The organism is Bradyrhizobium sp. sBnM-33 (genome assembly GCF_032917945.1).
GTDB lineage: Bacteria > Pseudomonadota > Alphaproteobacteria > Rhizobiales > Xanthobacteraceae > Bradyrhizobium.
In genome coordinates, this window is record NZ_CP136624.1 from 3,663,324 (window position 1) to 3,689,141 (window position 25,818).

A 25,818-nucleotide genomic window follows, 5' to 3' on the forward strand; every position below is an offset into this window, starting at 1 on the left:
GGCCGGTAAGGTCCCTTCAATTCAGACAAGGGCCTAGCATCGAGCGGCATACAAAGACTTTGGATCGCTAAATCTGCGGGAGTTTCAAGGAGCCGCTCCGAACATGGGCGGGTGCTTTTTACGCCTGGTAGGTGGCAGGAACCAAAGCATGGATAGTGCTTTTACTGGCTAGCGCCTAGCCGCCCTCGGGCGTTGCAGGGGATGCGTCGGGATTGTTCATGAACAAGGTCAAGGACAAGAGACTGGCCCGGGCGGCGGCAAGCCTTCGGCATGCTCCGGTACTGGAAGGTAAGCCGTTTCCGCTTGGAGCCACCTGGGATGGCCTTGGCGTTAATTTCGCGCTGTTTTCGGCTCATGCCACTAAGGTCGAGCTCTGCCTCTTCGATGATCGCGGAAAGAAAGAGATAGAACGTATCGAGCTGCCCGAATACACCGATGAAGTCTGGCACGGTTATATACCGACAGCACGTCCGGGCACAGTCTATGCCTACCGGATCCACGGCCCTTACGAGCCAGATGCGGGACACCGTTTCAATCCCAACAAGCTCGTGATTGATCCTTATGCTAAGCAGCTTGTGGGACCGCTGCGTTGGGGACCAGAATTATTCGGCTATGAGCTCGGTCACCCGGACAAGGACAAGTCCTTCGATTCACGCGACAGCGCGCATCTTATGCAAAAATGCCGCGTGATAGACCCCGCCTTCACCTGGGGCCATGCGGCAAAGCCCGAGGTGTCCTGGGACCGTACCATCTTTTACGAGATGCACGTCAAAGGTTTTACCCGGAGCCATCCGCTTGTACCGGAAAGCGACCGCGGTACCTTCGCCGGACTTTGCCATCCGCATATCCCTGCTTATCTTCGCGCGCTTGGGATCACTAGCGCTGAATTCTTGCCCATTCACGCATTTGTGGACGATAGTTACCTTGTGGAGAAGGGTCTTCGCAACTATTGGGGCTATAACTCACTTGCGTTTTTCGCGCCCGAGCCGCGCTATCTCAAGACGCCTTTTGCGAATGAGTTCAAGGAGGCCGTCAATCAGTTCCATGCCCATGGCATCGAGGTGATCCTTGACGTCGTCTATAATCACACCGCAGAAGGCAACGAACTCGGGCCAACGCTTTCTCTCAAGGGCATCGATAACGCGAGCTATTATCGCCTGCTTCCGGACCAGAAGCGCTACTACATTAATGATACAGGTACCGGCAATACGGTAAACCTTTCTCACCCGCGCGTGCTCCAGATGGTCGCGGACAGCCTGCGCTACTGGGCGACCGAAATGCGCGTGGATGGCTTCCGTTTCGATCTTGCGACCATTCTTGCGAGGGAGCCCTACGGCTTCGATGAAGGCGGCGGCTTTCTGGATGCCTGCCGGCAGGATCCGATCCTTTCGTCAGTCAAGCTGATCGCCGAGCCTTGGGATGTCGGCCCGGGCGGCTATCAGGTCGGCCAATTTCCCCCTGGATGGGCGGAATGGAATGATAAATTCAGGGATGCGGTGCGGCGCTTCTGGAAAGGGGATGAGGGCACCACGCCCGAATTTGCGCGGCGCATTACCGCATCGGGCGACCTCTTCAATAAGCGTGGCCGCAGGCCATGGTCGTCCGTCAACTTCGTTACGGCGCATGACGGCTTCACACTGAACGACGCCGTTTCCTACAACGATAAACACAACGAGGCCAATGGCGAAGACAACCGCGACGGACACTCGGACAATCATTCGTGGAATCACGGCGCTGAAGGGCCGACCGACGATCCAGAGATCATCAAGCTTCGCGAGCAGCAAAAACGTAATCTCCTAGCGACGACGCTGCTCTCGCACGGAACGCCTATGATCCTCGCCGGTGACGAGTTTGGCCATACTCAGGGCGGCAACAACAATGCCTATGCCCAGGACAACAACACGACATGGCTCAACTGGCTCGGTATCTCGGCCGAAGGCCGGGCCTTGCGGGAGTTCGTCCGTAAGCTAATCGCGACCCGGCAGGCCTTTCCCATCCTGCATCGCTCGAGGTTTGTCATCGGCAACGTCAATGAAGAACTAGACGTGAAGGACGTAAGCTGGCTCGCTCCGAATGGCCGGGAGATGAGAACGGCGGATTGGAACAATCCGGCCACGCGATGTTTCGGTATGCTGCTTGACGGGAGGGCACAGGAAACTGGTATCAAACGGCAAGACTCGGATGCCACGCTGCTGCTTATTTATAATGCGCATCATGATTTGGTCGAATTCGTCTTGCCCGAAGTGCCGCAGGGTCGGGCCTGGGCCGGCCTCATTGATACGCATGCACCGGATGTGACGTTGACGGTTTATCCGTTTGGCCACCGCTTAAAGGCGGCTGGTCGATCAATGCTGGCGCTCGGCCTCGCGACGGGAGAGACCATGACGCGGCGGCTTCGCCAGGGTCTTGGTGCCATCATGGACGTTGCCGAATTTCCACTTCAGGTCTAGGCCACGCCTCCTTCCTCGAGAACGCGCAGGACCCCTTGCAATGGCACGGAAATCCAAGCCGGCCGGTAGGAAAGCTCGTATTCGACCTCATAAAGCGCCTTTTCGAGCAAAAAGAAATTCAACATCGACTGCATGTCCTCGGCGCGATCTGGCCATAGAACGGAGGCGCCTATCGCCTCCTGATAAGCGCTCAGAAAGCCATCTGTCGTCTGTTCGCGCCACGCGAATAAGGCTCGCGACTCCGGAGTGTTGAGCTTTTCCGACATCCGCCTCTGCTGTCTCGAGGCCATGGCGGCGTAGTCCAGGGAGCGCAACACACCTGCCACATCGCGCGCAGCGGGAGCCTTGCGCCTGCGATCTGCCAACGGTCGGCTGGGCTCGCCCTCGAAGTCAATAATGACTGCGTCCTCATTGGCTACAAGTACCTGGCCCAAATGCAAATCGCCGTGATGGCGTATCTTGCAGCGGCCCAGCGAAGGCCGGATGAGGTTAGCTGCATACTCATAAAGTCCGGGTTTGACCCGCAGCAGGCGCTCTCCAAAGGGCCAGTCATTCACATTCAGCGAAGAGTCCTCCAACCTATTGAAGATGCGAGCCGCACGCTCCATAACATCGCTGATCCAGAAATCGAGATCGCCTTCGTCGATCGGCTCAGGCTTGAAGGCCTCTACGTCGTCGCGGCTCGCCAAAGAGCGATGCATCTCGGCAACACGGCATCCCAGACGCCGCACCCACTGGAGATAATCCCGCCGTGCGATGATAGCCTTATCGCGTTCTTCAGAACCTTTCGCCATTGACTCGAGATAAACGCTGAGGCGGTCGGCCGACCAGGTCCAGGCGTCACCGCGGTTCGGCACAAATGCGTGGACGATACCAAGGGCATAACTCGCTGAAGCATGAGCAGCCTCGAGATGGCCAATCAGCGCGGGCGTATGGGCAAAATTCGCTGCCTCGGTCAGAAAGTGTCCCATCTCCACTTCGGGGTTTCGGCCGGGCTCAATGTGGCGGTACAGCTTGACGACGTAGTCCTGGTCAACCAGGGCCGTACTGTTGGATTGCTCGCCTTGAATCGCGCGGATTCGGGATGGAGTACTCGGAGGGTGGCTCCCAAGTTTGCTCGTGGGCTTGAAGTCCAGCCTCCAGCCCGAGCCCGCAATGGAAGCCTCTCGCCGGAGGTGATCAAGGAGCTGCCGGATGAAATCGGGATCAGCGGCGACATCGCGCAGCAATCCTTCGCGCTCGCCCTGGTGCAAACAGGCCACGATGGATTTGTCCAATTCTGGCCCCGCATCAACGGACCAGTCGACCCGTAAAGGCAGGAGATAACGCGCGTGATGGTTGGTTTCGATAATGACGAAATTGGTTGAGTCCCCGGTGAAAGGGAGACGTGCAATGATCCTGGGCTTAATCCGCGTTTCAGAGTTACCAGGGAACCACCTCGCCTTGGAAAGATAGGCAGGAAGAAAATGTGTTTCGAGAGCTGCGGTTACCTCGCTATTTCCGACCCATGAAGAACCTTCCGGTATGTCCAGGAATGCAAGGGTTTCACCGGCGGCGCCCATGTCCGTTAACCCAAGCACCGGAAAAGCAGCACCGGATCGTGCACAGGATCGATCCAGAGCCGCATACCGCCATAGGTAACAGGCGAGGTCGGACCGGATTTGAGGTTTTCGAGCGCGATCACCGGCTTCAAGTCGCCGCGGCCTAGTCGCACCTGCACATCACCAAGCGGGAGCCAGAACTCCCGGAAATCACCGGTCAACGCGATGACGGTCACGACTACGTTGGTCTGATCCGCGGAATGTTTGACGTAGGCGATGACCGAGTTGTCCTCCACGGGCAGAAAATGGATCGCGGACGTCTGTTGCAGTGCCGGGTTTTCACGCCGGATACGATTGATCTGGGTGATATAAGGCTTGATGTTTCCGGGCTTGTCCCAATCGCGGGATTTCAACTCGTATTTTTCGGAATTAAGATACTCCTCGCGGCCCGGTATCGGCTCATGCTCGAGAAGCTCGAAACCGTTATAGATGCCGTAGTTGCTCGATAATGTCGCAGCCAGCGCAAGCCGCGTCTTGAACATCCATGGCTCGCCGCGCTGAAGGTGGAACGGCAGGATGTCGGGCGTGCTAACAAAGAAATTGGGACGATAAAATTCGCGCTCTGGGTAGCCCGCGAGCTCGCTCACATATTGCTCGAGCTCCCATCTTTCCGTGCGCCACGTGAAGTACGTGTAAGACTGCGTGAAGCCGAGCTTGGCAAGCCCTTTCATGACTTTGGGCCTGGTGAATGCCTCCGAGAGGAAAAGAACGTCAGGATCGCGAGCTTGTACCTCCCTGATCAGCCATTCCCAAAAGCGAAACGGCTTGGTGTGTGGGTTGTCGACACGAAAGATTTTGACGCCTTGCGAGACCCAGAACAGGACGACATCGCGCAACGCTCGGTATAACTCTTCAGCATTGTCCGACTCGAAATCAACATTTACGATGTCTTCGTATTTCTTTGGGGGGTTCTCCGCGTATTTCATCGAGCCGTCTGGACGGCGTTTGAACCATTCCGGATGCTGCTTGAGCCAGGGGTGATCCGGTGAACATTGAATAGCGAAGTCGAGCGCGACCTCCATGCCGGCGGCGGCGCATGCCGCAACAAACCGCCGAAATTCATTCAGGCTTCCGAGCTGCGGATGGATTGCATCGTGTCCCCCCTCATGTGAGCCAATTGCGTAAAAGCTGCCCGGGTCACCATCGCCAGCTTTGAGAGAATTGTTGCGTCCCTTGCGATTCGTGCGTCCAATCGGGTGGATGGGCGTCAAATAGATGACATCGAAGCCCATGGCCTGGATGTCGGGAAGACGATTGATGCAATCGTTCCACGTGCCATGTTGTCCTGGCTGAGGACTTTGGCTGCGAGGCACCATTTCGTACCAGGAGCTGCAGCGGGCCTTGGGCCTATCCACGACGAGCGTCAGTGGCTTCGATCGGGTGAGATCCGTCCGCTCTTGCCCTTCGGCCATCGCCTTTTTAAGGTCATCGGCGAGCAGGCTCTCGCACTTGCCCGACTGTAAGAAGGTTTCGCATGCACGCGCTACCTTTACTGTGGCTTCCTGACCGCCGCTAAGAGCGCGGCTAAGCAGGGAAGCTCCCTCCATAGCGTCAAGCTCGGTCGCCACATTGGCTTTGCGTTTTTGCTCAAAGCCATGTCGCCACGTCCCGAATTCGTCGGTCCACGCCTCAATCGCGTAGCTGTAGAGGCCGGTCTTCTCAGGCACGAAGGATCCCATCCAGCGGTCATTGCCATGGTGAATCATGGCGGTCCGCTGCCAATCGGATTCGGGCTCGCGGCGCCATATCAAGTCGGCGGCAACGACATCGTGGCCGTGGCGATAGATATCTGCCCAGACTTCGAAGGTCTCGCCCACGATCCGTTTGACCGCAAAGCGGCCACAGTCAATTGAGGGGAAGATCTCCTCGATATGAAAAGCCTGCTTTACAGGAGCGCTCATGGCATGATGGGGACGCGGCATCACAGAGACTTACATACGAATGCTGGATGTGCCGGATTGGTTCCTGAGTGCTGGCCGGGGTCTCGGGAAGGAACTATTTGTGGATCACGCGGTTAGACTTTCCGGACAATTTATCCTGGTCTTCGGCGACGCATTGAGCGACCAAGAGGGCAATTGAATATTCGAGTTGCCGTTACAAGCCAGTCCTTATCATCTAGCCACCACTCGTCCGAACGGCCTCGTCGCTAAACACGGCCGAGGGTGCGCGGCCGCGCGCATTAAAGCTCCAGCGCCCTAGAAAATTTACCAACAGTGTGAGAACGAAGCTTAAGAGGATGGCGAGGGCGAAGGGAACAAAGATATCTCGGCCGAGATAGAGTCCTGCGATTGCAAGGACGATGCCGCCGGCCGTCAGGATCGGTGAGCCTGTGGGCTGAGTGGCTGAAGATCGAGGCGAGACTGGAGCAAAGTCCGCCATAGCCGACGGCCTTTCCGTTAATGAACCAAGATCAACGCACGATCGGAGTGTCTGATCCACCAAGAGCATAAAGCGATTGATGCTCGAAAGGTTCAATCAGTCCAGCACCGTCCGACCGGTTCGGAGCGGGCGCGGTGATGTCAGATACCGATCAAAACGCGACCTGGCGGGCAGGGCGGCTCTTACCGCAAACCGGACGCTCGGCGAGCATAACAGTCCGCCTCGAGCTGAGAAGTTGGCACATCGGCGGTAGAAGAGCCAAAACCAGGGCCCCGGCTGTAGTAAGGGCAGCGAAGTCAATGGAGAAGATAGGGTGGCAGTCGCATGATCAGTTGATGGAATCGGCAAACTAACAGTCAAGCAGCGTGCGCCCGCCGCTTGCCGGGCGACTCTTTGGGATCGGCGCTTTCTGGCTGCTCCGCCTCTTTGGCGAGCCGGCCGCGCAGTAGCGCGAGCACGGCGGCTTCCTCTGGCTTCAGATTTTCGACAGCGCTCCGAAGCTCGCTTTCGGCTTGTGACTTGATTTCGAGGACCAGGTTTCCATCCATATAGGAGTTCAGCACCTCCGGATGGATGTAGCACTTCCTGCAGATCGTCGGCGTGTTGCCGAGCCGTGCGGAGACTTTTTCGACCGCGTTGCGAAGATTACGCTTGGCCTGAGCGGCGCTGTCGAAGCTCTCAAGTTCGCTCAGGGCCATGGCCGCCAGCACCGTCCCCGCCCAGGTTCGGAAATCCTTTGCGGTAATGTCTTTACCGGTAATCGACTTGAGGTACTCATTCACGTCGGTCGACGTGACATCCTGGCTATTGCCTTGCTCATCGATGTATTGAAGCAGCTCCTGCCCGGGAAGCTCCTGACAGGCCCTGATGATCTTCGCGACGCGCCGGTCTCGAACGCGCAGCGACCATTGTTTGCCGCCTTTACCGGTGAAGCGGAAACGTACCTCGTTTCCCTCGACCGCCGCGTGCCGGTTCTTCAACGTGGTCAGGCCATAGCTGCTATTCTGCCTGGCGTAATCGTCATTCCCTACGCGGATCAACGTGGTCTCCAGGAGATGCACGACGGTTGCCAGAACTTTTTCCCGCGGCAGGCCGCGCAATGCCATATGCTCGCGCACTGTTTCCCGAATGGAAGACAGCGCGTCTGCAAATGCCACCACATGCTCGTACTTCGTGCTTTCCCGCACCTCGCGAAAGCGCGCATGGTAACGATATTGCTTGCGTCCCTTAGCGTCACGGCCGGTTGCCTGGATATGGCCATCTGAAAACGGGCAGATCCACACGTCGGTCCAGGCGGGCGGGATCGCGAGTGCCCTGATCCGCTTCAGCGCGTCAGGCTCGATGAGCTTCGAGCCATCGGGCTGTGTGTAGCTGAATCCCGTCCCTGCCTTCTTTCGCCGAATCCCGGGCCGTTCGTCGGAAACATATCTCAGACCCGCAGATTCGGCGGCATCCCGCGGGTCGACGATGGCCTGCGCGCTATCTGGTGACTCGATCAGCAACACACGGCCTCCTATCTCACCCAAATAGATCTTGCTCAAATGAACCTTTCTGATCACAGGGGGTTCCTCGAGGTTTTGAGGAGGCATAGCAGTGGGCCCGAAGAGCGGGAGCTGCTGAAGCTATGGCCCCGCTTGGTCAACCGGCTGTGCGGTGGCGCCCGCCGCGCCTTCCCGTGGCCGGTTTCGCCGCGCCGCTCCGGCGGGAAGGCTTTGCCGGGCGCTCGGCGGCGACGCTTCGCCGGAGCGCGTCCATGAGGGTGACGACGTTCTCACGTGACGGCTTGACTGCAGGGGGCTGGACGGGACGTTTTGCCTGTTTCCTGCGCAGGATGCGCACGAGCGCGCGGCGATAGTGATCCTCCAGCATAGCTGGATCGAAATCGGCCGACTTCGTCCGGATGATGTGCTGCGCGAGCTTCATCATTTCGGGCGGCAGCTTCATCTCCGGAATCGCGCCGAAATATTCCGACTCATTTCGGACCTCGTGCGCGAAGCGCAGCGTTACGCCGCGGAGGCCGCGGCCCGTCGGCTCGAGCAGAAACGGCCGCTCGCGTGAGGACAGCACCACGCGCGCAAGGCCTACAACGGCCTCTCGGCTCATCGCATCTCGGATCACCGCAAACGATTCCTGACTGATCTCCTCGCGGGGCATGATGTAGTACGGCTTCTCGAAATATCGCGAGTCGATCTGCCCGGCGGGAAGGAAGTGCTCGATTTGGATTGTGCGCGTGTTCTGCGGCCGCCGGAAAGTGACGGCTTCCTCCTGCTCTTCGTCTTCATCATCATAGTCCGCGGCGCCCTCTTTGGCGGGCTCGTCGTGAAGGCCGGCGGGAACGGTTGGCGGGCTTTCACGGAGCGGCGGGGCGGCAAGCTCCACCTCACCAGGCGCCGGGCGCTCCCGTCGCGCCCGCTCAAGGTCGTTGTCCTCGACCAGCAGAAATTCGTTCTCGCCGACCTCATAGCCGCGCGCCTTATCGGCTGCGTCTATGGCTTGGCCGGTAACGGAGTCGATGAGTTTCTGTTTGAGGCGATGGCCCGTTCGCCGGTTGACCTGCCGGAAGGAGATCCGCTCGGCCGCCGAAATTGCGGGATAGAGCGCGACAGGACACGAGACAAAGGACAGCTTCAGATAGCCCTTCCAATAGGGTCGGGACGCCGGCACCGGAAACTCCAACGCAACAGTGGTACAAAGGCCAAGCCGGGAGCTATGGCGCGGAGTCAACGGACGTAAGGGACGGAAGTTTCAGGGCGACCTGTGTTCCACATCTCGTGCAGGATGTTCCGAACGGCCCTGCGGATGCAGCGACGACCAAGCTTCTTCCCAGCTAAGATGCCTCCCAAATTCGAGCTTATGCCGTTCGTTGAAGTGGGACAGGTGGTCGAGCGAGCGCGGGCCGGATCGTCGGCCCGCAGTCCGCTAATGGGATGGTCCGGCCGTGCTCCGGCCCTGCCAGCACGAGAAGCTGGCAAGGGGCGCTCAAGACAAGGAGCACGCCATGTCTCAGAAAATCAACGCAGCGATCGCCGTGATCGGCATCGATATTGGCAAAAACTCGCTCCACATCGTGGGTCATGATCACCGCGGTGCCATCGTGCTGCGGCAGAAGTGGTCACGCGGCCAGGTGGAAACGCGGCTCGCCAACCTGCCGCCGTGCATCTCAGCCGCAAACTCCAGATGCTTGGCCACGACGCCCGCCTGATGCCGGCGAAGTACGTGCGCCCGTATTCGAAGGGACAGAAGAATGACTTCCGAGATGCGGAAGCCATCGCCGAGGCGGTGCAACGCCCGACCATGAAGTTCGTCGCGACCAAGACCGCCGAACAGCTCGACCTTCAGGCACTGCACCGCGTCCGCGATCGATTGGTCGGTCAGCGTACCGGCGTCATCAATCAGATCCGTGCGTTCCTGCTGGAGCGGGGCATCGCCGTGCGGCAAGGCCTGCATTCCCTGCGGTTCGAGTTGCCGGGCATCTTGGCGACACGCATCGATGTCCTCTCGCCTCGCATGTCGCTCATCATCGAGGGCCTGGTGGAAGACTGGCGCCGGCTGGATCAGCGTATCGAGAGGCTATCTAGCGAGATCGAAACACTAGCCCATCAAGATGAGGCCTGCCGGCGACTGATGACGGTGCCTGGTATTGGCCCGATCATCTCGAGCGCCATGGTGGCCGCGATCGGCGCTGGAGACGTGTTCTCGAAAGGCCGCGACTTCGGCGCCTGGCTTGGACTTGTGCCGAAGCAGACATCGACCGGCGACCGCACGATCCTCGGCAGTATATCAAGGCGCGGCAATCGCTACCTGCGCGCGCTGTTCGTGCAAGCCGCTTGGGTTGTGCTGGTCAAGATCAGGTGTTGGGAGCGCTATGGCCTCAACTCTTGGATCCGAGCCGCCAAGAAACGATTGCATCACAACGTGCTGGCGATTGCGCTCGCTAACAAACTCGCCCGAATTGCCTGGGCGGTCCTCAACAAGGGACGCGCCTTCGCGAGCGTCAAGACGGAGGAGACAGCGTCCCAACCTGCTTGACCCTCGCGCCGTGCGCGGGGCCGTCAAGGCGCAGCCTGGCAGCAGAGAGCAAGACGTCAGGAAAGCACGACGGCCGGCCTTGACGACCCCTTGCGCGCGGCGCGTCTGCGCGCGCAGGCCGGGACGAAGGAACGACCGCCAGGCACAAACAAAGGAACAGCGCGAAGTGAGGAGCTATCGATGACGTAACAACACCCTTACCCGCCGAGGTCTGCGAGAAGATGAGACGACGATGGAGAATCGGTCTTCCCGGCGCATGCGAACACTGGTGACCCAAATGGCCCGGTCGAGGCCTGTCCGCTAACCAGATCACATGCGCGCTGACATCCATGATGGCCCGGAGCACTGCGCTCCAAGCAGAGGCCGGATACATTGATGCAAGACCGCATCTACCGGATCATCGAAATCTTCTTGCACCGCACGGCCGGACCATACATCAGGGTCAGTCGCGACAGTTTGGCGTGTCCGAGCGACTTCCGCTTTCGCCCTGAAAGCCGACATCCATATCAAGCTTCGGCATGTCTCAAAGCTGCCAACAGGTCACATCGAAACAAGCCGCTAACAGAGGCGACCTTACAGGCCGTGCCGATCAATCTCCAAGGTGAACTTCACCTGCAGCACCGGGCCATTGTCGTCACGCACTTCGATTGCCATGCGGTAATCAACGCCATTATGACTTGTCCGCGCCGCGTCCCGCGCCATCTCCGCTAGCGAACGGGCGGCCTCTGTCCGCACGGCGTCAAGCATGGGAAATTCCATACCTTCCTCGTCAGGGGCGAGATCGTCACCGTCTCGCAAGTCGAAAAAGTAGCGTCGCATCTCAGGCTTCGACTGACCTCTTTCTAAACTAGCTGTAAGGGAGTTGCTTCGTCCGTTCGGCTCTCCTGGGGAAGGATGCATAGAGGCCCGCCTCCGCTCGAAGTCGCCGATCAACTGCTCTATGCGGTTGTTCGTGAGTGGATCAAACCCTGAGGTGAACCGACGACAGTGAGCGATTTTCTGGTCTAGCTCTTTACACTTTTCGCACATAGCTCGCCGCTCATTCCAATGCGGGAGCACAGAACGCTCTCAGTCATCGACAGAAGCCGGGAACAACGGATCGATGATACTGCCACTATATACCTTATGTGTGGTTCCCGATATTGGCTTTTGCGCCTTTTTGCCGCGCTTTAGTTGGTGTTCGCGCCCAACAGCCTGGCGTAATGGCGCTTCACTGTCTCGTAGCACTCACACGCGCCGTCATGCAGCGCTTCCGCGTTGAAGATTCTTCCTCGGCCGTATTTGATTGGACCTGCAGATTGTATGGTGTGCGCTACCAAAGTCACGCTTGTCCGCTTAACCCCCAGCATCTCCGCTATATAGTCTTGCGTGAGAAACAGGGACAAGTGTCTCGCCCGCCGCAGCCAACAGCTAAGACGTGCCTCGACGTGGTGAGTTGCAAAGCAAGCTGCTGACTGTTGCGCCTGAGTATACAGTCTGCTCATGGCGGATGAGCAGAGACAGCATTTGGGGCTTTGCAATGCCGCCGACCTCAATCCGTCGATGCTGCAAAGGATGGTCTCGCCGCGAGCTGGACAACTCCACGGCTGAGAGAATGCGTCCATCAAGCGCCGCCGAGGCCCCAACAACGCCGTCCGCGCCAACCATCGCAGCCTCGACCATTTTCCCCGTTTCGAGCGTAACGACCAAAGACACGGCAGGACGGCAGTCAATGCCGATCACCTAATCCAAGCTCAAGACCGAGTTGCCCCCTGGTGTGCCGGCTGGGCGGGCGCGCCTACCGGCTGGATGTTCTCCTTGAACCTAACGACTTTGCAGTCTCAAGGTGCTTCTGCAGCACAGGGATACTTCCTTTCGCATAATCGCCTGCCGCATCGGCGTTTTTTGAAGCTTTCTTGTACTCTGCGATGTCTTTTTGATGATCGGCGATCATGTGAGTTGCGAAGTGGCGGTCAAACTGGGCTCCCGACATCTTTGACATTTTCTCGTAATCGGCCCTTTGCTTCGCATTCGGCCCGTCCGGTGGCGTCACGCCCATCGACTTTGCCGCATCGGCCGCCTTCTCATTTGCAGCTGTATGGTCGGCCTGCAGCATTTGTCCGAAGTTCTTCACATTGTCGCTCTGACCGTTCTGCTGCGCCAGCTTGCCCATCTCGATTTCGGCATAGTTGCCTTGAATGGCTTTCTTCAGAAAGGACTGGCTCGGCTTTTCCGCAGCGTAGGCGGAAGTTGCAAGAAAGAGCGCGAGAAGGGGAAGGGCAATACTCTTCATGGGGAGGCTCCTTGGTTGAAATCAGTGTGGCCCTCAAACATGGACGTTCGAGCGACGTTCCACCCAACTTGCCGGACTCCGATCAAGAAGTGCTGATGACGTCCCTGGTGACGACTCGCGGTGGTGCATGCAGGAACTTGGCCGACCGGAAGCGGTTCTTCCCGATTAAAAGCTTTAGCCGCCGACCAGATGGACCTATCCAGATCGACTTTAACACCACGTTGGCAAGCTATTGATGTTTCGAGGACGCCTGGCGCATGAGCATCAGCGGCGCCAAGAAGCGCGTTGCAGCGCCTCGCGCTAAGTCTTCAGTACCGTCTTCCGACGCGCCGCTCGGAACGATCGCTTTATTTAATCGAGCAATGGCGGCGGTCGAAGCGGCGGGATGCTCTTCGTTTCTAAAGACGAACGGCGGGCCGAAGCGCTCGGCGGGCACTCGTTTGCACCCACGAGTGACGATGAAATCGCGCGTCCGGAGCTCTCGGGAAGGAGAGCCTCCGTGTTGCGGCGGCTGCCACAAAGACCCGAGCAGCGGCTGTTGGTGGCTACAGCCGAAGCTCTTCTCCCGCGCCTAGTACCTCGGCGGACGCCTGCTTCCGACTGCGCAAGGGCGAAGCCCTAGACGAACACCGTCTGCGCACGTTCGTCGAGCAAGCTGGCTATTCTCTGGACGAAGGGGTTGAAATTCCCGGGATCGCGCATTGTTTCTCGGGGAGACGGTTGAGATTTATCCTGCTGGTGCCTTTCCCCCTGTCAGGCTCGAAATCGCGAGCGGTCAGCTTTCGGCGATCTGCTTTTACGAACTGGACACGCTGCGAAAGATCGCAGAGACAGAGGAAGTGGTGCTGGACGTCATGTCGGAATGGCTGGCAGGCTCCGGGGAGGAGATCGAGCAACGCCAGCGAAGGAAGCCCAGCGATCCCTTGACCATTCTCGACTATGTACCGCCCGAAACCATCATCGGGATCGGGTACGCTATCGCAGCGGATGTCGGTAGTGCCGTGCCAAACGAGTGCCTTCATTGCGACCTCCGCCGCTTGAATGTCAGTCTGTTTCGCCTGTCCAACATCGACCGAAATGCGGTCGTTCAAAGGTGTCTAGAACCATTACTTTGGCAACGGCGATCTGATGCGGATCCTGGGACTCACCGGCTCGATCGGGGTGGGAAAATCCACCACCGCAAAGCTGTTCAGCTCGAAGGGCTAGGGGTGCATCTGCTCGAACAGATCGAAGGCGACCATTTCACCATTGTCGGCCTGCCGCTGTTGCCTCTATTGGGGTTTCCTGCGCGGCGAGGGTTTGCTCGACACGCCCGGATGCTTGCGGCGCGCCGATCACGGTGGCGCGCGCGGTCGCCGCGCAATACGCCAACGTGACGGCGGTCGAACATGTTTATCCGTTCACATCTTAACGCGACACACCAAACCGCGCGGGATCACGGAGACCATGCGACCAGCGCCTATTAGGGTCTCCAGGATACGCGGGGCCTGCCGGTCAGGCGGCCTCCCTTTCCTCTTGCTCGGCTTCGAGATTGACCACCGAGGTCGCCAGCTCGGTCAGCGTCTTGTCGGTTGCTTCCTCCTCGTCCAGCGTCTCCTGGAGCAGACTTGCTGCATCCGACATGCCGAGCTGTTCAGCCCAGGTGCGAAGGGTGCCGTAGCGCGAAATTTCGTAATGCTCGACCGCCTGGGCGGCAGCGACAAGGCCAGCGTCGAGAGCAGGCATCCCGCGAAACTCCTTCATGATTTCCGCACCCTCATCAGCGATGCCGTTGATGGCCTCGCCGGGCTTTCCGCGGGCCGGCTTGCCGATAATACGGAAAACGCGGTCTAGGCGTTTGACCTGACGCTGAGTCTCCCGAAGGTGCTTGTTGAAAGCTGCAGCCAGCTCCTTGGACTGCGCCGCCTTCGCCATCTTGGGCAATGTCTTGATGATTTTATTTTCAGTAAAGTAGATGTCCTTGAGCGTCTCGTGGAAAAGGTCGCTCAGCTTCTTCCGCGGCCGGCTCGTGCGACGCGCCGCCGACTTACGCTTCTTCGCTCGTTTCGCCATAACTTCTCCTGTAGCCCCGTTTGGAAAGCGCCTGTCCCCTTGATCAATGTTGCGTGACGTCGAAGGTTCCCAATTGCGTTGGAGGGATCTGGGTTCGAGCGGACCTCATAGGTACGAACGGCAATCCTACTCCAGCTTCCAATCCAGGGACGACGTCAGGCGTTCGGCTGCATCCTCGGCGTACCATTGGCCCTGACTGAAGATCACGAAACGTGGTTTGAAATCGACAATGCGTCTGGCTGCCGCCGCAGCCTCATTGCGCTTTATCTTGACGGTCGCACGTAAATACAGCGGTGCCCTGCCATTCGGCGCGACCACGCCTGCGAGACGCGCCCGCCGGTCGCAGCACGGGAGGTATCTTATCTGCTTCGAGAGTCTGTACGAGGTCTGCAAGTACCAGTAATCTCGACGTTTCGTGCAGCAAGGCGACTTCCGCACAGCCAATCGCTTTGACGATAGTATGGCGGATCTCGTCCGACCATGGTTCTCACGTCGGGAGCAGCTCATCGTCCAGCCGGACGCCGGCGCGCTTCACCGGCTACCGCATTGAGAGGCCCGGCGCCCCCATGTCTCGATCGAGGGACAATGCTCCTGCCACTGCTTTACGAACATCCAGTGCGCGCTATTTGGCGCGATGATATGGATGATCGCGCCGAACTCCTCGAGCGAACGCCGAAGCGCATCGTCGTAGCATCGCCGGAACGTTCACGGGGTATGCCTGCATTGCTCAACCTCCTAGCTAAATCTACTCAAGCCGCCTTGCGGGTGCTCAGTCCGTCCAGCACGTCGAACAGCTCGTAAATGTCGGGAACGTGCTGGAGCTTGGGCGAAACCTGCGCGTAGCGAATAATGTCCTGAGCGTCGATCACATAGATCGCGCGCTCGGAGAATCCGTCTGCTTCTCGCCAGACCTTGTATTGCTTGGCGACTTCGCCCTTGGGATTGAAGTCCACCGATAGTAGAACGTCAGGCGCCGCACGGCCGCCCACGCCCCATGGCTGTAGAGGCTGTCGACGGAAATACCGACGAGCTCGACGCCCCGCCGTTCATCCGCAACTGGGCAGCACCTCTTCGCTACCGCTGCGCGATGCATGGGATCGGCACATTGAACGAGCGAGCGGGTGGCCCGTTCGCCTTACGCAGCTCGGCCGGCAAGCGCGGCAAGAATTGCGCACGCCGCCGCGCCAGCTGTCTAGAGGAAATATTGCCGCTACACCACAATGGTAATGACGGCTGGGCAGACTAGTCCGAGCTAGTGGGGAGCCGCTCAGACCTCACCGGCTGTCCCCGAATGTGCATGACCCTAAATCCTCCGCTGGGGCCGAGTCTTGCGGTCGCACTTGGCTGAGCAGGCGCATAACAGAGGTAGCAGATGGCTTTGGCGATGACTGATCCATCTACATTTCGCAAGCAAGGCGGAGGAATGCCGTGAGCAGGCCGCCAGGGCCATCAGCCCGATCGAAAGCAGCGGTGGCTCTTACTTTCCGAGAAATGGCTCCGGCTCGCGCAATCTGCCGAGCTTGGTATAGGCGGCTGAAGCGCGCAACCGCGGTGCCCAGGCGGTGAGGACTGTCGTCCTTCGCGCGTCAAGAGCGCGATAAAGGTGAGACCGGAGCGGGCCTCGTGGCATGGTCCTGAGCAGTGCGGAGGGCGTTTCGCTGAGTAAGATGTCGGGGCTATCCGCTGGACAGGCACGCTGGCATGTCGCGGAACACGTGTTGCTTTGGCTTTCATGCGTAGACTGCCTTCGGGAGGACACGCTACTCATCACAAATGCAAGTGCGGATCAATTCGTGACATCTCCGCTCAGGAGAGTCGCCCCCGGGGAGTAACGCAGCTCACGACGAGCGTGAGTGCAGTAAGTGCCTTTTCAAACAAACGGCCCTTTCAGGCTGCCGCGGGCCGGTGGCCGCTGCCTAGGCGGTATCCAGGCGGCATCGCGCCAGCTATCATCAGCATTTCGCCGAGCGTTTCGGAGCTCACAAGCCCAACCAGCCGGCCCGCACCATCGAGCACACCGACTGCGGGCGCGCCCCTTTCCTGAAGGAGCTTGAGCGCGTCTTCCAGCGTGCAACGGCGGTCACAAGTCGGCAACGGCGATAATGTCGCCTGCTTGACGCGGGCCTCCGGGCCAGACTCCCTCAGAACTCGGATGAGGTCAGCGCGCGACAAAATGCCCTCAGGCCGCTGCCCGTGATCCACGATCGGGAATTCGCTCTGGCTAGTGCGCAGCAGGAGCTCGATGGCCTCGTTGATGCGGGATTCCGCCGTGAGCGCCGCGAAATCTGTCATCGTGGCGACGCCGACCGGCACGCCCTGCGACAAGGAGCGGAGTGCGACCATATGAGCCTCCGAAGAGGCTGCCAGATAGACGAAGATCGCGATAAAGACCAGCATGGGGCTCCCGAACAGACCGATAAAACCGAGCACGAATGCGACCCATTGACCAACCTTCGCGGCGATCTCGGTGGCGCGCACGAAGCCGAGTCGCGCTGAGAGGATCGCGCGCAGGATGCGTCCGCCATCCATCGGGAAGGCGGGGATCATGTTGAAGATCGCGAGGAACAGATTCACCGATGCGAGCCGGTCGGCCATAGAGACTTTGGCGCTCTCGATTGTCGCGAGCGAGCCGCCGTCCGGTGTCGCGCTAGTGACCAAGACGAGACCGACCGCAATTACCACATTGACCAGCGGGCCCGCGATCGCGATGAGGAATTCCTCCCGGGGCTCTTCCGGAATCCGCTCCAGCCGCGCAACGCCACCGATCGGAAGCAGAATGACATCGGGTGTTAGAACGCCGAACACGCGTGCCGTCAGGATATGGCCGAATTCATGCGCCAGTACGCAGAGGAATAGAAGCACCATGAAGAGAAGTCCGCTCCAGGCAGCGTTGGCCCCGCCGGAAACGTAGCTCGTGCCGAAAATCCAGGCGAGAAAGAGGATGAACGTGATGTGGAGCCGAATGGCCGTTCCTGAGATGGAACCGATTTTCATGGACCAAGACATGGCTTGCCTCGCAATGGTCGGGCGCTAGGGCTGAGTTAAGCAATAAGTGGTGCTTCTTCGAGGGCTGCGGCTTAGGATGAACTGCTTTTCCTGCGGCCGCTCGCAGCCGCAGTCCCCATTGGATGTCATTGCGAATTGACACGAAGCCGGAAAATCCGGCGGCCAAGTTGGCCGCGGGCGCGAATGGCGAGCAGCTATGGGTCATTTCGCGGCAGGGCCGAGCACGCGCAAAGCGGCGGGCATGATCTTGTAGCGCAGCGGGGTTTCCATCGACCGGACTTCGCCATCGAGCGCAACCATTAACCGCCTTCGAGCGAACTAACTTCAAGGGCCGTGACTTTGATGCTGCGTAAACTGCGTTGGTCGGCCAGCCAGGCATTCCCGTTTTGAGAGCATTCCTTTTCTTGATGAAAGGCCGTCCCAAACTTGGCACAAAGACTTGCGTGCTGAGCTTCAAAGAACGTTCGGCCGGCGTGCACTTGGTCCCCACAAGATTATCTGGCGTGTAATGCCAGCGTTGATGCTTACATCCGCAGCGAAAGGGCTAAGCGCCATGAGCCGTCCAGACCGCTTGTTGTTTACTTGCCCGAGCTGCAGTGCCTGGCCTATGCCAGTCACGGTGCGCCCGCCGCGATGGGGTGGCGACGAACGCCGCCTGAGTTTTAAGTGCTTCAGGTGCGGTCACAGCGAAGGCAACGGTCTTGGGCATAAAAGCCGCTTCAGTTCGCCGCCTGACCCGAGTGAACGCGGTCGTGCCCGCGCGGTGCCGAAGGACGAAAACTTTCCCAATTGAAAGCTATCGTGAGCCCTCCTGCTTTGCGACTGATCTCGTTATTGGGGTTGCAGCCGTGACGCGGCTGAGACGGCATCGGTACGCAGCAAAGATTTGCGCCAGAACCATTGCCTGCTCGCACCTGCCCTAAGTGTCCATGCGCGACGTTCAAAATGATTGCGAAACGGCCAGCTTCTAGCCGCGGCCAAGTGTCTCGACCCTTATGCCGGCCTGCCCCAAGCCGAACAACGCGAACAACCGCTATTGCTTGCCGTTGCGACGTTCTTTGAGCTTGAAATAGAGGATGCCGAGCAAGAGGCACAGACTGACCGAGTTGGCGATGATGATGACGATGTCGCTCTGTAGGACTCCGTAACCGATCCAGGTCGCAACCCCCAACGCCAGGATCAGGACCATTCGAAGCGAGAGATCGCCAGCTGATCCTGTCTCCCAGCATTTCTTCAACTGGGGAACGTACGAGACGGTGGTGCAAAAAGGCAGCGAATAGAGCAAGAGCAGTGTTCATCGACTGGCAATCGTGCGCGCGTCCGTTCGTTCCAACGAGCGCGCGTGAGGAACCGCCATGTACACGCTCGGTCGCTATTTGGGGCTAACAGTTAGCGCCGCGACATCTTAATCCACAAGCTTCGTGCCAAGCTCGTCCAAAATATTCGCAATAGGAACCAGGAATGTCGTCACGTATTGGTTCGTCGAGCCGGCGTAAACCGCCGGCCCTGGCACGGTCCCGTCCTTTCATGCCCCCCAAAACCCCAGGCGGGACCGTGCTCCCCGTGGAGGAGACGATGGCAAGCCTGATCAAGAAGAGCACGCCGGACCGCAGCAAGATCAACACGCGCGAGGCGTGGGAGATGAAGTACTGGACCAAGGCGCTCGGAGTATCAAAGCAGGAGTTGCTTCGTGCCGTCGACAGGGTTGGCAACTCCGCTTCGGCTGTCAGGAAAGAACTGGGGCTGCTCGGCACACGGCATCAGCAGGGATAAAGAGGCTGCATGTCTGGCATTCGCGGGATCGGGCGTCCGCTAAGCACTTCTTATGCGCTTACGCCGGCCTATCTCGGTTCCGGGGATCTCTATACCGAGATCTTCGGCGCGCGCTCTGATCGATGCCATCGGCCGATTGAGCTTCACTGCCATAAGAGTGAGGCTCTTTCCTGCCCGTGACATAGAGCGCAGCAGATTGTCGTCCTCGTCCGACCAGTGACGGCCGCGGTTTTGTCTAATATCGCTCATCGTAGGTTTGCCTCTGAGGCCAATTGAGACGGGGCAGATACAGAAAATCAAAAGGACCCAGCTCGCCTCACAGAGCACGGCCGCTGGGCTTCGGTTGAAGAGCGGATTTGAACGCTTCCGCCTGTCACTTACATGGTGCAAACGTGCTTGCCTTCAAGAATATTACGCAATTGTAAGCTCTTTGAAGGGTACGCATCATCAGGAGGAAGTCTTGAGGATTTACGAGCCGCGGGTCCGCCCGAATTTGGAGTGGGTGCTTCCGGTGCACGAGAGCGATCACGAGTACCTGTGGAGCCTGGATGGGACCGCCCGGCGAGCCAGCTGGCGACCGATGCCGGTGGCCAGGCTCCTGGTGGACGACGAAGGTGAGCCGCGGCTGAGGCGGACCTTCCCTGGCTTGGCGGCCACGTGCTGGTGCTTCGCGAGCATGCGGCCAGGGTGCTGGCGCCGCTGCTGGACCGTTCCGGCGAACTCCTGCCGCTGGAATGTCCGGAAGCGGACCTGTGGCTGTTCAACGTGCTAACCGTGGTCGACGCGCTTAATGAGGAAAAATCGGAGCTGGTGCGGTTCGATGATGGAGACATCCTTGATGTCGAACGCTACGTGTTTCGGCCGGAGCTGACGGAGGGCCTGGTGGTGTTCAAGGTGCCGCAGCTGCTACGCGGCCCGTTGTTCCTGGGCGACGAATTCGTCAGCGCGGTGAAAGCTGCCGGGTTGCGTGGATCCGAATTTACTCAGCTTTGGCCGTAGCGCGTTGGATCGGTAGAGCAGAATCGAACGTGCGCGGATGGGTATCGCTTCCGCCTTCTCTTGCGAACTTCCGCCTTCGCTCTGGCAAGCTACGGCGGACAGGCCGGCGGATAAGTCGCTGGCCAGGACGCACATAGATATCAGTGGCAGGCGCGTAGAGGCCGCCGCCGAGCTCGACCAGGTTGCCCATTGGCTTTTCGCCTTCGGTGCCGCTGGCATGTCTACCTTCCGCGCACTCACGCTGATTGCCACTCTTCCTGCCGCTCAGAGTTGCGCCCACGAGGAGATCCTGAAGCCGGATCCACCGGTCGCGGCGACCTGCCGTTTGTGCGTGCTGCATTATGGAGTCGGTGCGGCTCTGGCCGACGACGCCGACCATCTTCCGCGAGACGGTGCAGGAAGTACCTTGGGAAGGTGGCGTTCTGCCGAAGAAAACGCACGTTCTGATCTACGCGCCCTTCTTCCACAGACACGAAAGCCTGGCCTATGCGCAATTGCTTTGCCCCGGAGCTATGGCTCAGGCGTGGTCCGGGTGACAGGTGGCCATTAGTTCCCTTTAGCGTAGGTCCGGGCGTCTGCCCGGCTCACGAACTGGTGCCCATGATTCGAAGCGCAGCGATCGCAGTTCTTCTTAGTCATGGTTGGGTCGAGCTCGAGCAAGCTGCTGCCCTAACGCCGGATCGTGCGGTACCGGGCACCCTCAGTACTGTGAGCTGATCCTAAGGCTTCGGGACCGGTCTGGCTGAACCGTTCCGCGGCTTGGCTCGTTTGTGAAAATGGCAGCTCCTAGCAGATCGTCCGCCACTTAGGATTCGGTTGCCCCTCTCTTCCGCGAGGGCCTGAGCGCACACCGTGGCGCCCGTCAGTGTTTGCACATCGGGCGGGGATTGAGCGTCAGGAGCTGGAGCTTGGCAGAGGCTAATAGCGCGAAAATCGGTTAATCATCTTGACCGCAGCGCGGGGGCCGCGCCAGCTAGAAATTCAATCTCCTTTTTCTTGAGCGCGTTGGTGGCACGAAAAAACTTCTGTAGTTCGTCCATGGCCCGCAAAGGAAGATGCCGGACGTCGTGTAAGTGGCCAGCAAAAGGAGAACGCTCCGGCACTGCGAATACACGGTCATTTCTATTCTTCTTACGCCTGGTCGTTTGAAGGACCTCGAGGACGCCAATGGGCCTGCAACGAAGCACGAGCCCCGGATAAGTTCCAGTCTCGTGGATCACCAGAACATCGACTGGATCACCGTCATCGGCTTTGGTGGAGGGAATGAAGCCCCAGTCATACGGATAAGTCAGTCCCGTCATGAGAGGTTTCGCGAGTGGCTCACGTAGGCAGCTTCATCAAGTTCGTCATTCACCACCCGCACGCCTGCCGTTCCGCCCTAATTTAAGCCAAATCTCGACCGAGCGGCTGCTCAGCATCAGCGTCCCGCCGCGGAACGATCTCGCTCCTACATTGCCGATGAGTGCCGCTCAGAGGCGGCGCGCCATGGACAAGTGGTGCCGCAAACGCGGCAATGTCGTCCGCGCGAAACTGACGAGGCGCGGGTCCTCGCCGGTAGCGCTATAGGATGAAAACAGCGCGACCGCTTCTCGATGCCCGGCAAGTTGCATCTGCGCGTAGAGTCGGTCGAAACCCGGCCCGCTCAGCGCCCCAAGTTGCGAGAGCATCGCCGCGTGCTTAGGATCGAGCAGACCGAAGGGCCGGAGAATGCGGTCAGCATCGGCGCGCTCTGTGAGCGAGCGGCGCTCGTCATTGAATGGTCATTCCATGGCTACGTGCAGGCGGGCGCGGCGATTGTCGATACGGCGGCGATCGCCAACGAGAGCATCTATCTGTCGCGCCATTGGACGGAGATGTCGGACGAGCAGCGCGCGCAATCGCTGTTGTCCATGGGATTCTGGGCTGCTGGCACCGGCGCGGCGATACGTACGGGCGGCTTGCGGCCGGGCGACATGTTCAACCCCAATGCCGTGCGTGACGGGTTGCTGCGCAACTTCGCGCCGCGAGTTACCCCCGATGGCTCGCTGCAGGGCAATGCGGTTCGGATCGACTACGATCCGGCGACGGGCGCAGTCCAGGGCATCAGGCATGGTCCGCAGGCAACGGCGGCCGATATCGACCTGCATGTCGCGACTGCGCAGACTATCCAGCGAAGCCTTACGCTCGAGGGCCAGCTTGGAACCTTCTTCGCCGGGCATGGCGAGCCCCGAGCCGGCACGGTCGGCTGGGCATCGCGGATCGATATCAGCAAGATCCGCGAGCGAATGGAGATACGATCGCGCGAGCTGGTCGACCCCGGCCTCACCGCGCAGCGGCGGGCTGACATCGTCAGGGAGAACGCGCTCGATCAGCAGCACCTCGATCAACTGGCCGAAGATGTCAGTTCATTCGTGCGCGACCCGTCGCGCGCGGCAATCGAAGCACGAAATACGCGCGGCCAGCCTGGTGAGCGCGCGCGCATCGTGCTCGATCCGGGGAACAAGGCCGACGGCTGGAACCAGACACTGAACGGCGAGCTGGCGCATAACACCGACTATGTCGTGGGGCGCTACACCTACACGACGGATGAGGCGGGCCGGGTGGTCGAAGCCAAGGGACGGGTCCGCCTGAACCGTCACGACCGCAATACGCACCAGCAGGGTAAGGCTGCGGAGGTCGGCGGTATCAAGGACGCCATCGAGGGCGACCAGGGAGGACACCTGTTCGCGGCGATGTTCGACGGCCCCGGCGAGCAGATCAATTATCACCCGATGACACGTGAGTTGAACGGGAGCGGCGGCGACTGGTATAACATGGAGCAGGAATGGCGGTCCGCGCTCGAGCAGAACAGGACGGTCGATGCGCAAATCCGCGCCGAGTTCGATGGCGATTCGAAACGGCCGGTGGCCTTCCGGGTGACGTTCTGGATCGACGGCAAGAAGCATACGCGTTTCTTCGAGAATACGACCGAGTAGGCTGCCGGAGCAGATGCCATGGCTGAATTGAGTACCGTCGAGGAAATCTACGATTTCGTCGCGAACGCGATGGCAGCGGCCGTCGACGAACCGTGGCGGGAGATCCGGCTTGAGACCGAGATATGGAAGACATCGACCGGATTTACCGGAGACTATACGCGTGATCCCGCCGAGCGAGGCGTTGCCGATCTGGATGTCGATCGTCTCGACTACGCGGTCGCCAAAGCCATCAAGAAGCTGCAAACGATCATGGCCTCGACTGCGCATGAGCCATGGAACAAGGCGACGTTTCGGGTGACGCCGGACGGCGAATTCTTCGCGAACTTCGCCTACGACGCCGACCTGTCGGCGCGTCTGGACGCGGCGGCCACACGCGCGCGCCAGCAATGATCACATGAGTCCTTTGCAGCGGTGGCATCGAAAGATGTTGCGCCGTCGGATGACGATCATCTTCGCTTAAGACGATCTCGAGTCGTGCCGCAAAGTCTTGTCGGCGCGAAGTTCGTAACGGACGCCCTCGATGCCCGGCGGCGCTGTAGAAACCGTATCCCCGTCAGGTTCTCGAAAGCTTGCATGCCTATCGTGCGAACATGAGCCGGTGTGCGGTACGCTAGCGGTGCCCACGCTTCAAGGTTCATCGATCACCCGAAGCCTGCCGGAACGAGCGCCGTGGCAGGCCGGACAGGAACCCAGTTCGGTCGTTTTTCTGCGACTGACCAATCACGGAATGCGAGGGAGCAAGCAACATGATTTCAGATGTCGCACAGCGTATAATGGGCAATGCCGATCGCCTCGGGCAACTTGCGGGCGGCGGCGTACAGCAGAACGAGCAGAAGGACGTTGCGTCGATCTTCGCGAATATCCTGAAAAGCGCAGGACAGTCCGGTGATCAATGGAGCGACGGCGAGCGAGTTCGGTTGATCACGGGAGCACTGAACTTCGTTTCAGCCGGCCAGGATCCGAATGCGCAGGGTGCGGCGCTTCAAGACGAAGAACGGCGAGATCGATGATCTCGTGCTGCCCAAGGGCCAGGAGATCACCGGAAACAATATCAAGGACATTGATGGTTTTGCAGGAACCGGGCCGACCCAGGGCGCTGGCGCCGGCCAGGGTACTGACGATCAGATACTGCAGAATCTCAACGGTGTGATCGACGGCCTGAAGCTCTCGCCGCAGGAGAAGGAAGCGCTCAAGACGGTGGTGTCGCTGCTCGGTCGCGTGATGAACGGTGCCGGCAGTGTCGGCGGTGCCCAGCAGCCCCAGCCCATCGCGGCCCCGCGGGTCGATCAGGGTAGTGAGGCTGCTCCTGCCCAGGAGCAGGATGGAGCGAGCGGCGGTCCGTTCGATCAGATCCTCAGCACCCTTTCGTCGCTGGTCGATCGCCTCAACCTGCCGCCGAATGAAAAGGACGCCCTGAAGACGGTCGTGTCGCTGCTCGGCCGCCTGCTCGGCGGAGAGGGCGGTGGACAGCAGGACCTGTCACAGGCAGCCTGAGTTTGGCCTGACTAACATGGATGCTTGGCCCTGACGGTCGGTTCCGTCAGGGCCAATGCCGTTTCTCTCGATGCCGGTCTGCCAGGGAGCGTGATGGTGCTCAAGCGCTCGATCCATATGTGTCTTGATGTGTGCGTTGCGCTGGCGCTGATCGCGCCAGCCTCGGCGGAGCCATTGCGCGATGCAAGCACCGGGCTGGCGATCGATCCTCCCGAAGGCTACATCGCCCGCACTATCGCTCCGACGCCAACCTTTGTCGTGCGGTTCGAGGTCAAGAAGCCATCCGACCGCGATACCGGCTGTCAGGTCGCGTTCACACCGCTGCCGCAAAACGCCGAGCTTAAGCAGAGCGACATCAACGATATCGTCGAAGGGCAGCGCTGGCTCGATCTTGCGCGGGCAACCGTGGCCATCAACTATGATGTGTCCGCGACCGAACATTTCAGCGTCAATGGAATTGGCGGCGTCGCGATGATCGGAGACTTCAAGTCGCGTCCCGGTCTGCCGGCGCGGGCGCAGGAAGTGCGAACTCTGTTCATGCTGATCGAAACGCCGAAGGGGCGAACGACCACGATCTGCGTGGGCGAGAAGCAGAATTTCGACACGCGCCGGACGGAATTTGAACTGCTGGCGCGCTCGGTCTCGCCGCCGCGTTGACGCTGCCGCCGGCATATTCCCCACGTCAGCTTGTCATCAGCTTCATTAGCCAAAAATCCGCTTGCTGATCGGCATCGGCCGAATGCCGATGTCTTGCGGCGCAAACCACCGAGGTTAGGTCGAGAAGCGCCGCGCCCATCAAGAACGCGAAT

At 59.6% G+C, this 25,818-nt stretch carries 23 protein-coding genes and 3 pseudogenes; 11 read left to right on the forward strand and 15 right to left on the reverse strand.

Annotation, left to right across the window (positions count from 1 at the left end; all coding sequences use genetic code 11):
* Window positions 1–218: 218 nt before the first annotated feature.
* On the forward strand, window positions 219–2,450 hold the full coding sequence (glgX, locus tag RX328_RS16815) for a glycogen debranching protein GlgX (RefSeq protein WP_213253576.1): 2,232 nt from the start codon (window positions 219–221) through the stop codon (window positions 2,448–2,450).
* On the opposite strand, the gene RX328_RS16820 is transcribed toward glgX, so the two are convergent.
* The 4 genes from RX328_RS16820 to RX328_RS16835 all read right to left on the reverse strand — a co-directional run bounded on the left by RX328_RS16820 (window position 2,447) and on the right by RX328_RS16835 (window position 9,094).
* The gene (locus RX328_RS16820; RefSeq protein WP_213253577.1) at window positions 2,447–4,012 is read right to left on the reverse strand and encodes a putative maltokinase; all 1,566 of its coding nucleotides are present in this window, start codon (window positions 4,010–4,012) and stop codon (window positions 2,447–2,449) included. The two genes, glgX and RX328_RS16820, sit on opposite strands and share 4 nt — an antisense overlap.
* Window positions 4,013–4,017: 5 nt before the next feature.
* Entirely contained in the window at window positions 4,018–5,952 is a 1,935-nt protein-coding gene (locus RX328_RS16825; protein ID WP_249726775.1) for an alpha-1,4-glucan--maltose-1-phosphate maltosyltransferase, read from the reverse strand.
* An 834-nt stretch (window positions 5,953–6,786) separates the two neighbouring features.
* Window positions 6,787–7,926, reverse strand: coding sequence for a DNA topoisomerase IB (locus RX328_RS16830; RefSeq protein ID WP_410734063.1), 1,140 nt, complete (start codon window positions 7,924–7,926; stop codon window positions 6,787–6,789).
* Between the two features lie 142 nt (window positions 7,927–8,068).
* Complete coding sequence (locus tag RX328_RS16835) at window positions 8,069–9,094, reverse strand: Ku protein (protein WP_317258752.1); 1,026 nt, start codon at window positions 9,092–9,094, stop codon at window positions 8,069–8,071.
* A gap of 334 nt (window positions 9,095–9,428) precedes the next feature.
* Between RX328_RS16835 and RX328_RS16840 the strand changes: the two are divergent.
* A pseudogene (locus RX328_RS16840) lies at window positions 9,429–10,459 on the forward strand (IS110 family transposase).
* Window positions 10,460–11,032: 573 nt separating this feature from the next.
* Here the strand turns inward: RX328_RS16840 and RX328_RS16845 are convergent.
* From RX328_RS16845 to RX328_RS16855, 4 genes are all read right to left on the reverse strand, one after another.
* On the reverse strand, window positions 11,033–11,278 hold the full coding sequence (locus RX328_RS16845; RefSeq protein WP_213253469.1) for a DUF6894 family protein: 246 nt from the start codon (window positions 11,276–11,278) through the stop codon (window positions 11,033–11,035).
* Window positions 11,279–11,628: 350 nt separating this feature from the next.
* Window positions 11,629–12,063 (reverse strand): Crp/Fnr family transcriptional regulator, encoded by a 435-nt coding sequence (locus RX328_RS43670; protein WP_409410861.1) that lies wholly within the window; start codon window positions 12,061–12,063, stop codon window positions 11,629–11,631.
* 173 nt (window positions 12,064–12,236) lie between these two features.
* Complete coding sequence (locus tag RX328_RS16850; RefSeq protein WP_213253471.1) at window positions 12,237–12,731, reverse strand: DUF4142 domain-containing protein; 495 nt, start codon at window positions 12,729–12,731, stop codon at window positions 12,237–12,239.
* A gap of 229 nt (window positions 12,732–12,960) precedes the next feature.
* A complete protein-coding gene (locus tag RX328_RS16855) occupies window positions 12,961–13,167 on the reverse strand; it encodes a hypothetical protein (RefSeq protein WP_213253472.1) in 207 nt (68 codons plus the stop codon).
* Window positions 13,168–13,859: 692 nt separating this feature from the next.
* Between RX328_RS16855 and RX328_RS16865 the strand changes: the two are divergent.
* Both RX328_RS16865 and RX328_RS16870 read left to right on the forward strand, forming a co-directional pair.
* A pseudogene (locus RX328_RS16865) lies at window positions 13,860–13,934 on the forward strand (dephospho-CoA kinase); the annotation flags it as partial.
* Window positions 13,916–14,014, forward strand: a pseudogene (locus RX328_RS16870) (septum formation inhibitor Maf); the annotation flags it as partial. The pseudogenes RX328_RS16865 and RX328_RS16870, both read left to right, overlap by 19 nt.
* A gap of 211 nt (window positions 14,015–14,225) precedes the next feature.
* Here RX328_RS16870 and RX328_RS16875 read toward each other — a convergent pair.
* The 5 genes from RX328_RS16875 to RX328_RS16895 form a co-directional block, all read right to left on the reverse strand.
* Window positions 14,226–14,783 (reverse strand): ferritin-like domain-containing protein, encoded by a 558-nt coding sequence (locus RX328_RS16875; RefSeq protein WP_213253474.1) that lies wholly within the window; start codon window positions 14,781–14,783, stop codon window positions 14,226–14,228.
* 126 nt (window positions 14,784–14,909) lie between these two features.
* Window positions 14,910–15,101, reverse strand: a complete 192-nt coding sequence (locus tag RX328_RS16880) for a hypothetical protein (protein WP_213253475.1) — start codon at window positions 15,099–15,101, stop codon at window positions 14,910–14,912.
* A 431-nt stretch (window positions 15,102–15,532) separates the two neighbouring features.
* A complete protein-coding gene (locus tag RX328_RS16885) occupies window positions 15,533–15,772 on the reverse strand; it encodes a redoxin domain-containing protein (protein ID WP_249726735.1) in 240 nt (79 codons plus the stop codon).
* Between the two features lie 898 nt (window positions 15,773–16,670).
* Window positions 16,671–17,789 (reverse strand): site-2 protease family protein, encoded by a 1,119-nt coding sequence (locus RX328_RS16890; protein ID WP_213253476.1) that lies wholly within the window; start codon window positions 17,787–17,789, stop codon window positions 16,671–16,673.
* A gap of 1,033 nt (window positions 17,790–18,822) precedes the next feature.
* Entirely contained in the window at window positions 18,823–19,074 is a 252-nt protein-coding gene (locus RX328_RS16895) for a SemiSWEET family sugar transporter (protein ID WP_249726740.1), read from the reverse strand.
* Window positions 19,075–19,364: 290 nt separating this feature from the next.
* On the opposite strand from RX328_RS16895, the gene RX328_RS16900 reads away from it, so the two are divergent.
* Together RX328_RS16900 and RX328_RS16905 are read left to right on the forward strand one after the other, a co-directional pair.
* Window positions 19,365–19,562, forward strand: a complete 198-nt coding sequence (locus tag RX328_RS16900; protein WP_213253477.1) for a DUF3606 domain-containing protein — start codon at window positions 19,365–19,367, stop codon at window positions 19,560–19,562.
* A 657-nt stretch (window positions 19,563–20,219) separates the two neighbouring features.
* Window positions 20,220–20,561, forward strand: coding sequence for an imm11 family protein (locus tag RX328_RS16905; RefSeq protein ID WP_213253478.1), 342 nt, complete (start codon window positions 20,220–20,222; stop codon window positions 20,559–20,561).
* 941 nt (window positions 20,562–21,502) lie between these two features.
* On the opposite strand, the gene RX328_RS16910 is transcribed toward RX328_RS16905, so the two are convergent.
* Both RX328_RS16910 and RX328_RS43675 read right to left on the reverse strand, forming a co-directional pair.
* A complete protein-coding gene (locus tag RX328_RS16910; protein WP_249726741.1) occupies window positions 21,503–21,862 on the reverse strand; it encodes an inorganic diphosphatase in 360 nt (119 codons plus the stop codon).
* Window positions 21,863–22,030: 168 nt separating this feature from the next.
* On the reverse strand, window positions 22,031–22,228 hold the full coding sequence (locus tag RX328_RS43675; protein ID WP_213253479.1) for a DUF4142 domain-containing protein: 198 nt from the start codon (window positions 22,226–22,228) through the stop codon (window positions 22,031–22,033).
* A gap of 6 nt (window positions 22,229–22,234) precedes the next feature.
* On the opposite strand from RX328_RS43675, the gene RX328_RS16915 reads away from it, so the two are divergent.
* The 5 genes from RX328_RS16915 (at window position 22,235) to RX328_RS16935 (ending at window position 25,666) form a co-directional block, all read left to right on the forward strand.
* A complete protein-coding gene (locus tag RX328_RS16915; RefSeq protein WP_213253480.1) occupies window positions 22,235–23,515 on the forward strand; it encodes a DNA/RNA non-specific endonuclease in 1,281 nt (426 codons plus the stop codon).
* Between the two features lie 18 nt (window positions 23,516–23,533).
* Window positions 23,534–23,905, forward strand: coding sequence for an immunity protein YezG family protein (locus RX328_RS16920; protein ID WP_213253481.1), 372 nt, complete (start codon window positions 23,534–23,536; stop codon window positions 23,903–23,905).
* Window positions 23,906–24,261: 356 nt separating this feature from the next.
* Window positions 24,262–24,525, forward strand: a complete 264-nt coding sequence (locus RX328_RS16925) for a hypothetical protein (RefSeq protein ID WP_317258753.1) — start codon at window positions 24,262–24,264, stop codon at window positions 24,523–24,525.
* Complete coding sequence (locus tag RX328_RS16930) at window positions 24,488–25,009, forward strand: hypothetical protein (protein ID WP_213253483.1); 522 nt, start codon at window positions 24,488–24,490, stop codon at window positions 25,007–25,009. Before RX328_RS16925 ends, RX328_RS16930 begins: the two co-directional genes overlap by 38 nt.
* A gap of 93 nt (window positions 25,010–25,102) precedes the next feature.
* Window positions 25,103–25,666 carry a hypothetical protein gene (locus RX328_RS16935; protein ID WP_213253484.1) on the forward strand — a complete coding sequence of 188 codons (564 nt, stop codon included), beginning with the start codon at window positions 25,103–25,105 and terminating at the stop codon, window positions 25,664–25,666.
* The last annotated feature ends 152 nt before the right edge of the window (window positions 25,667–25,818 follow it).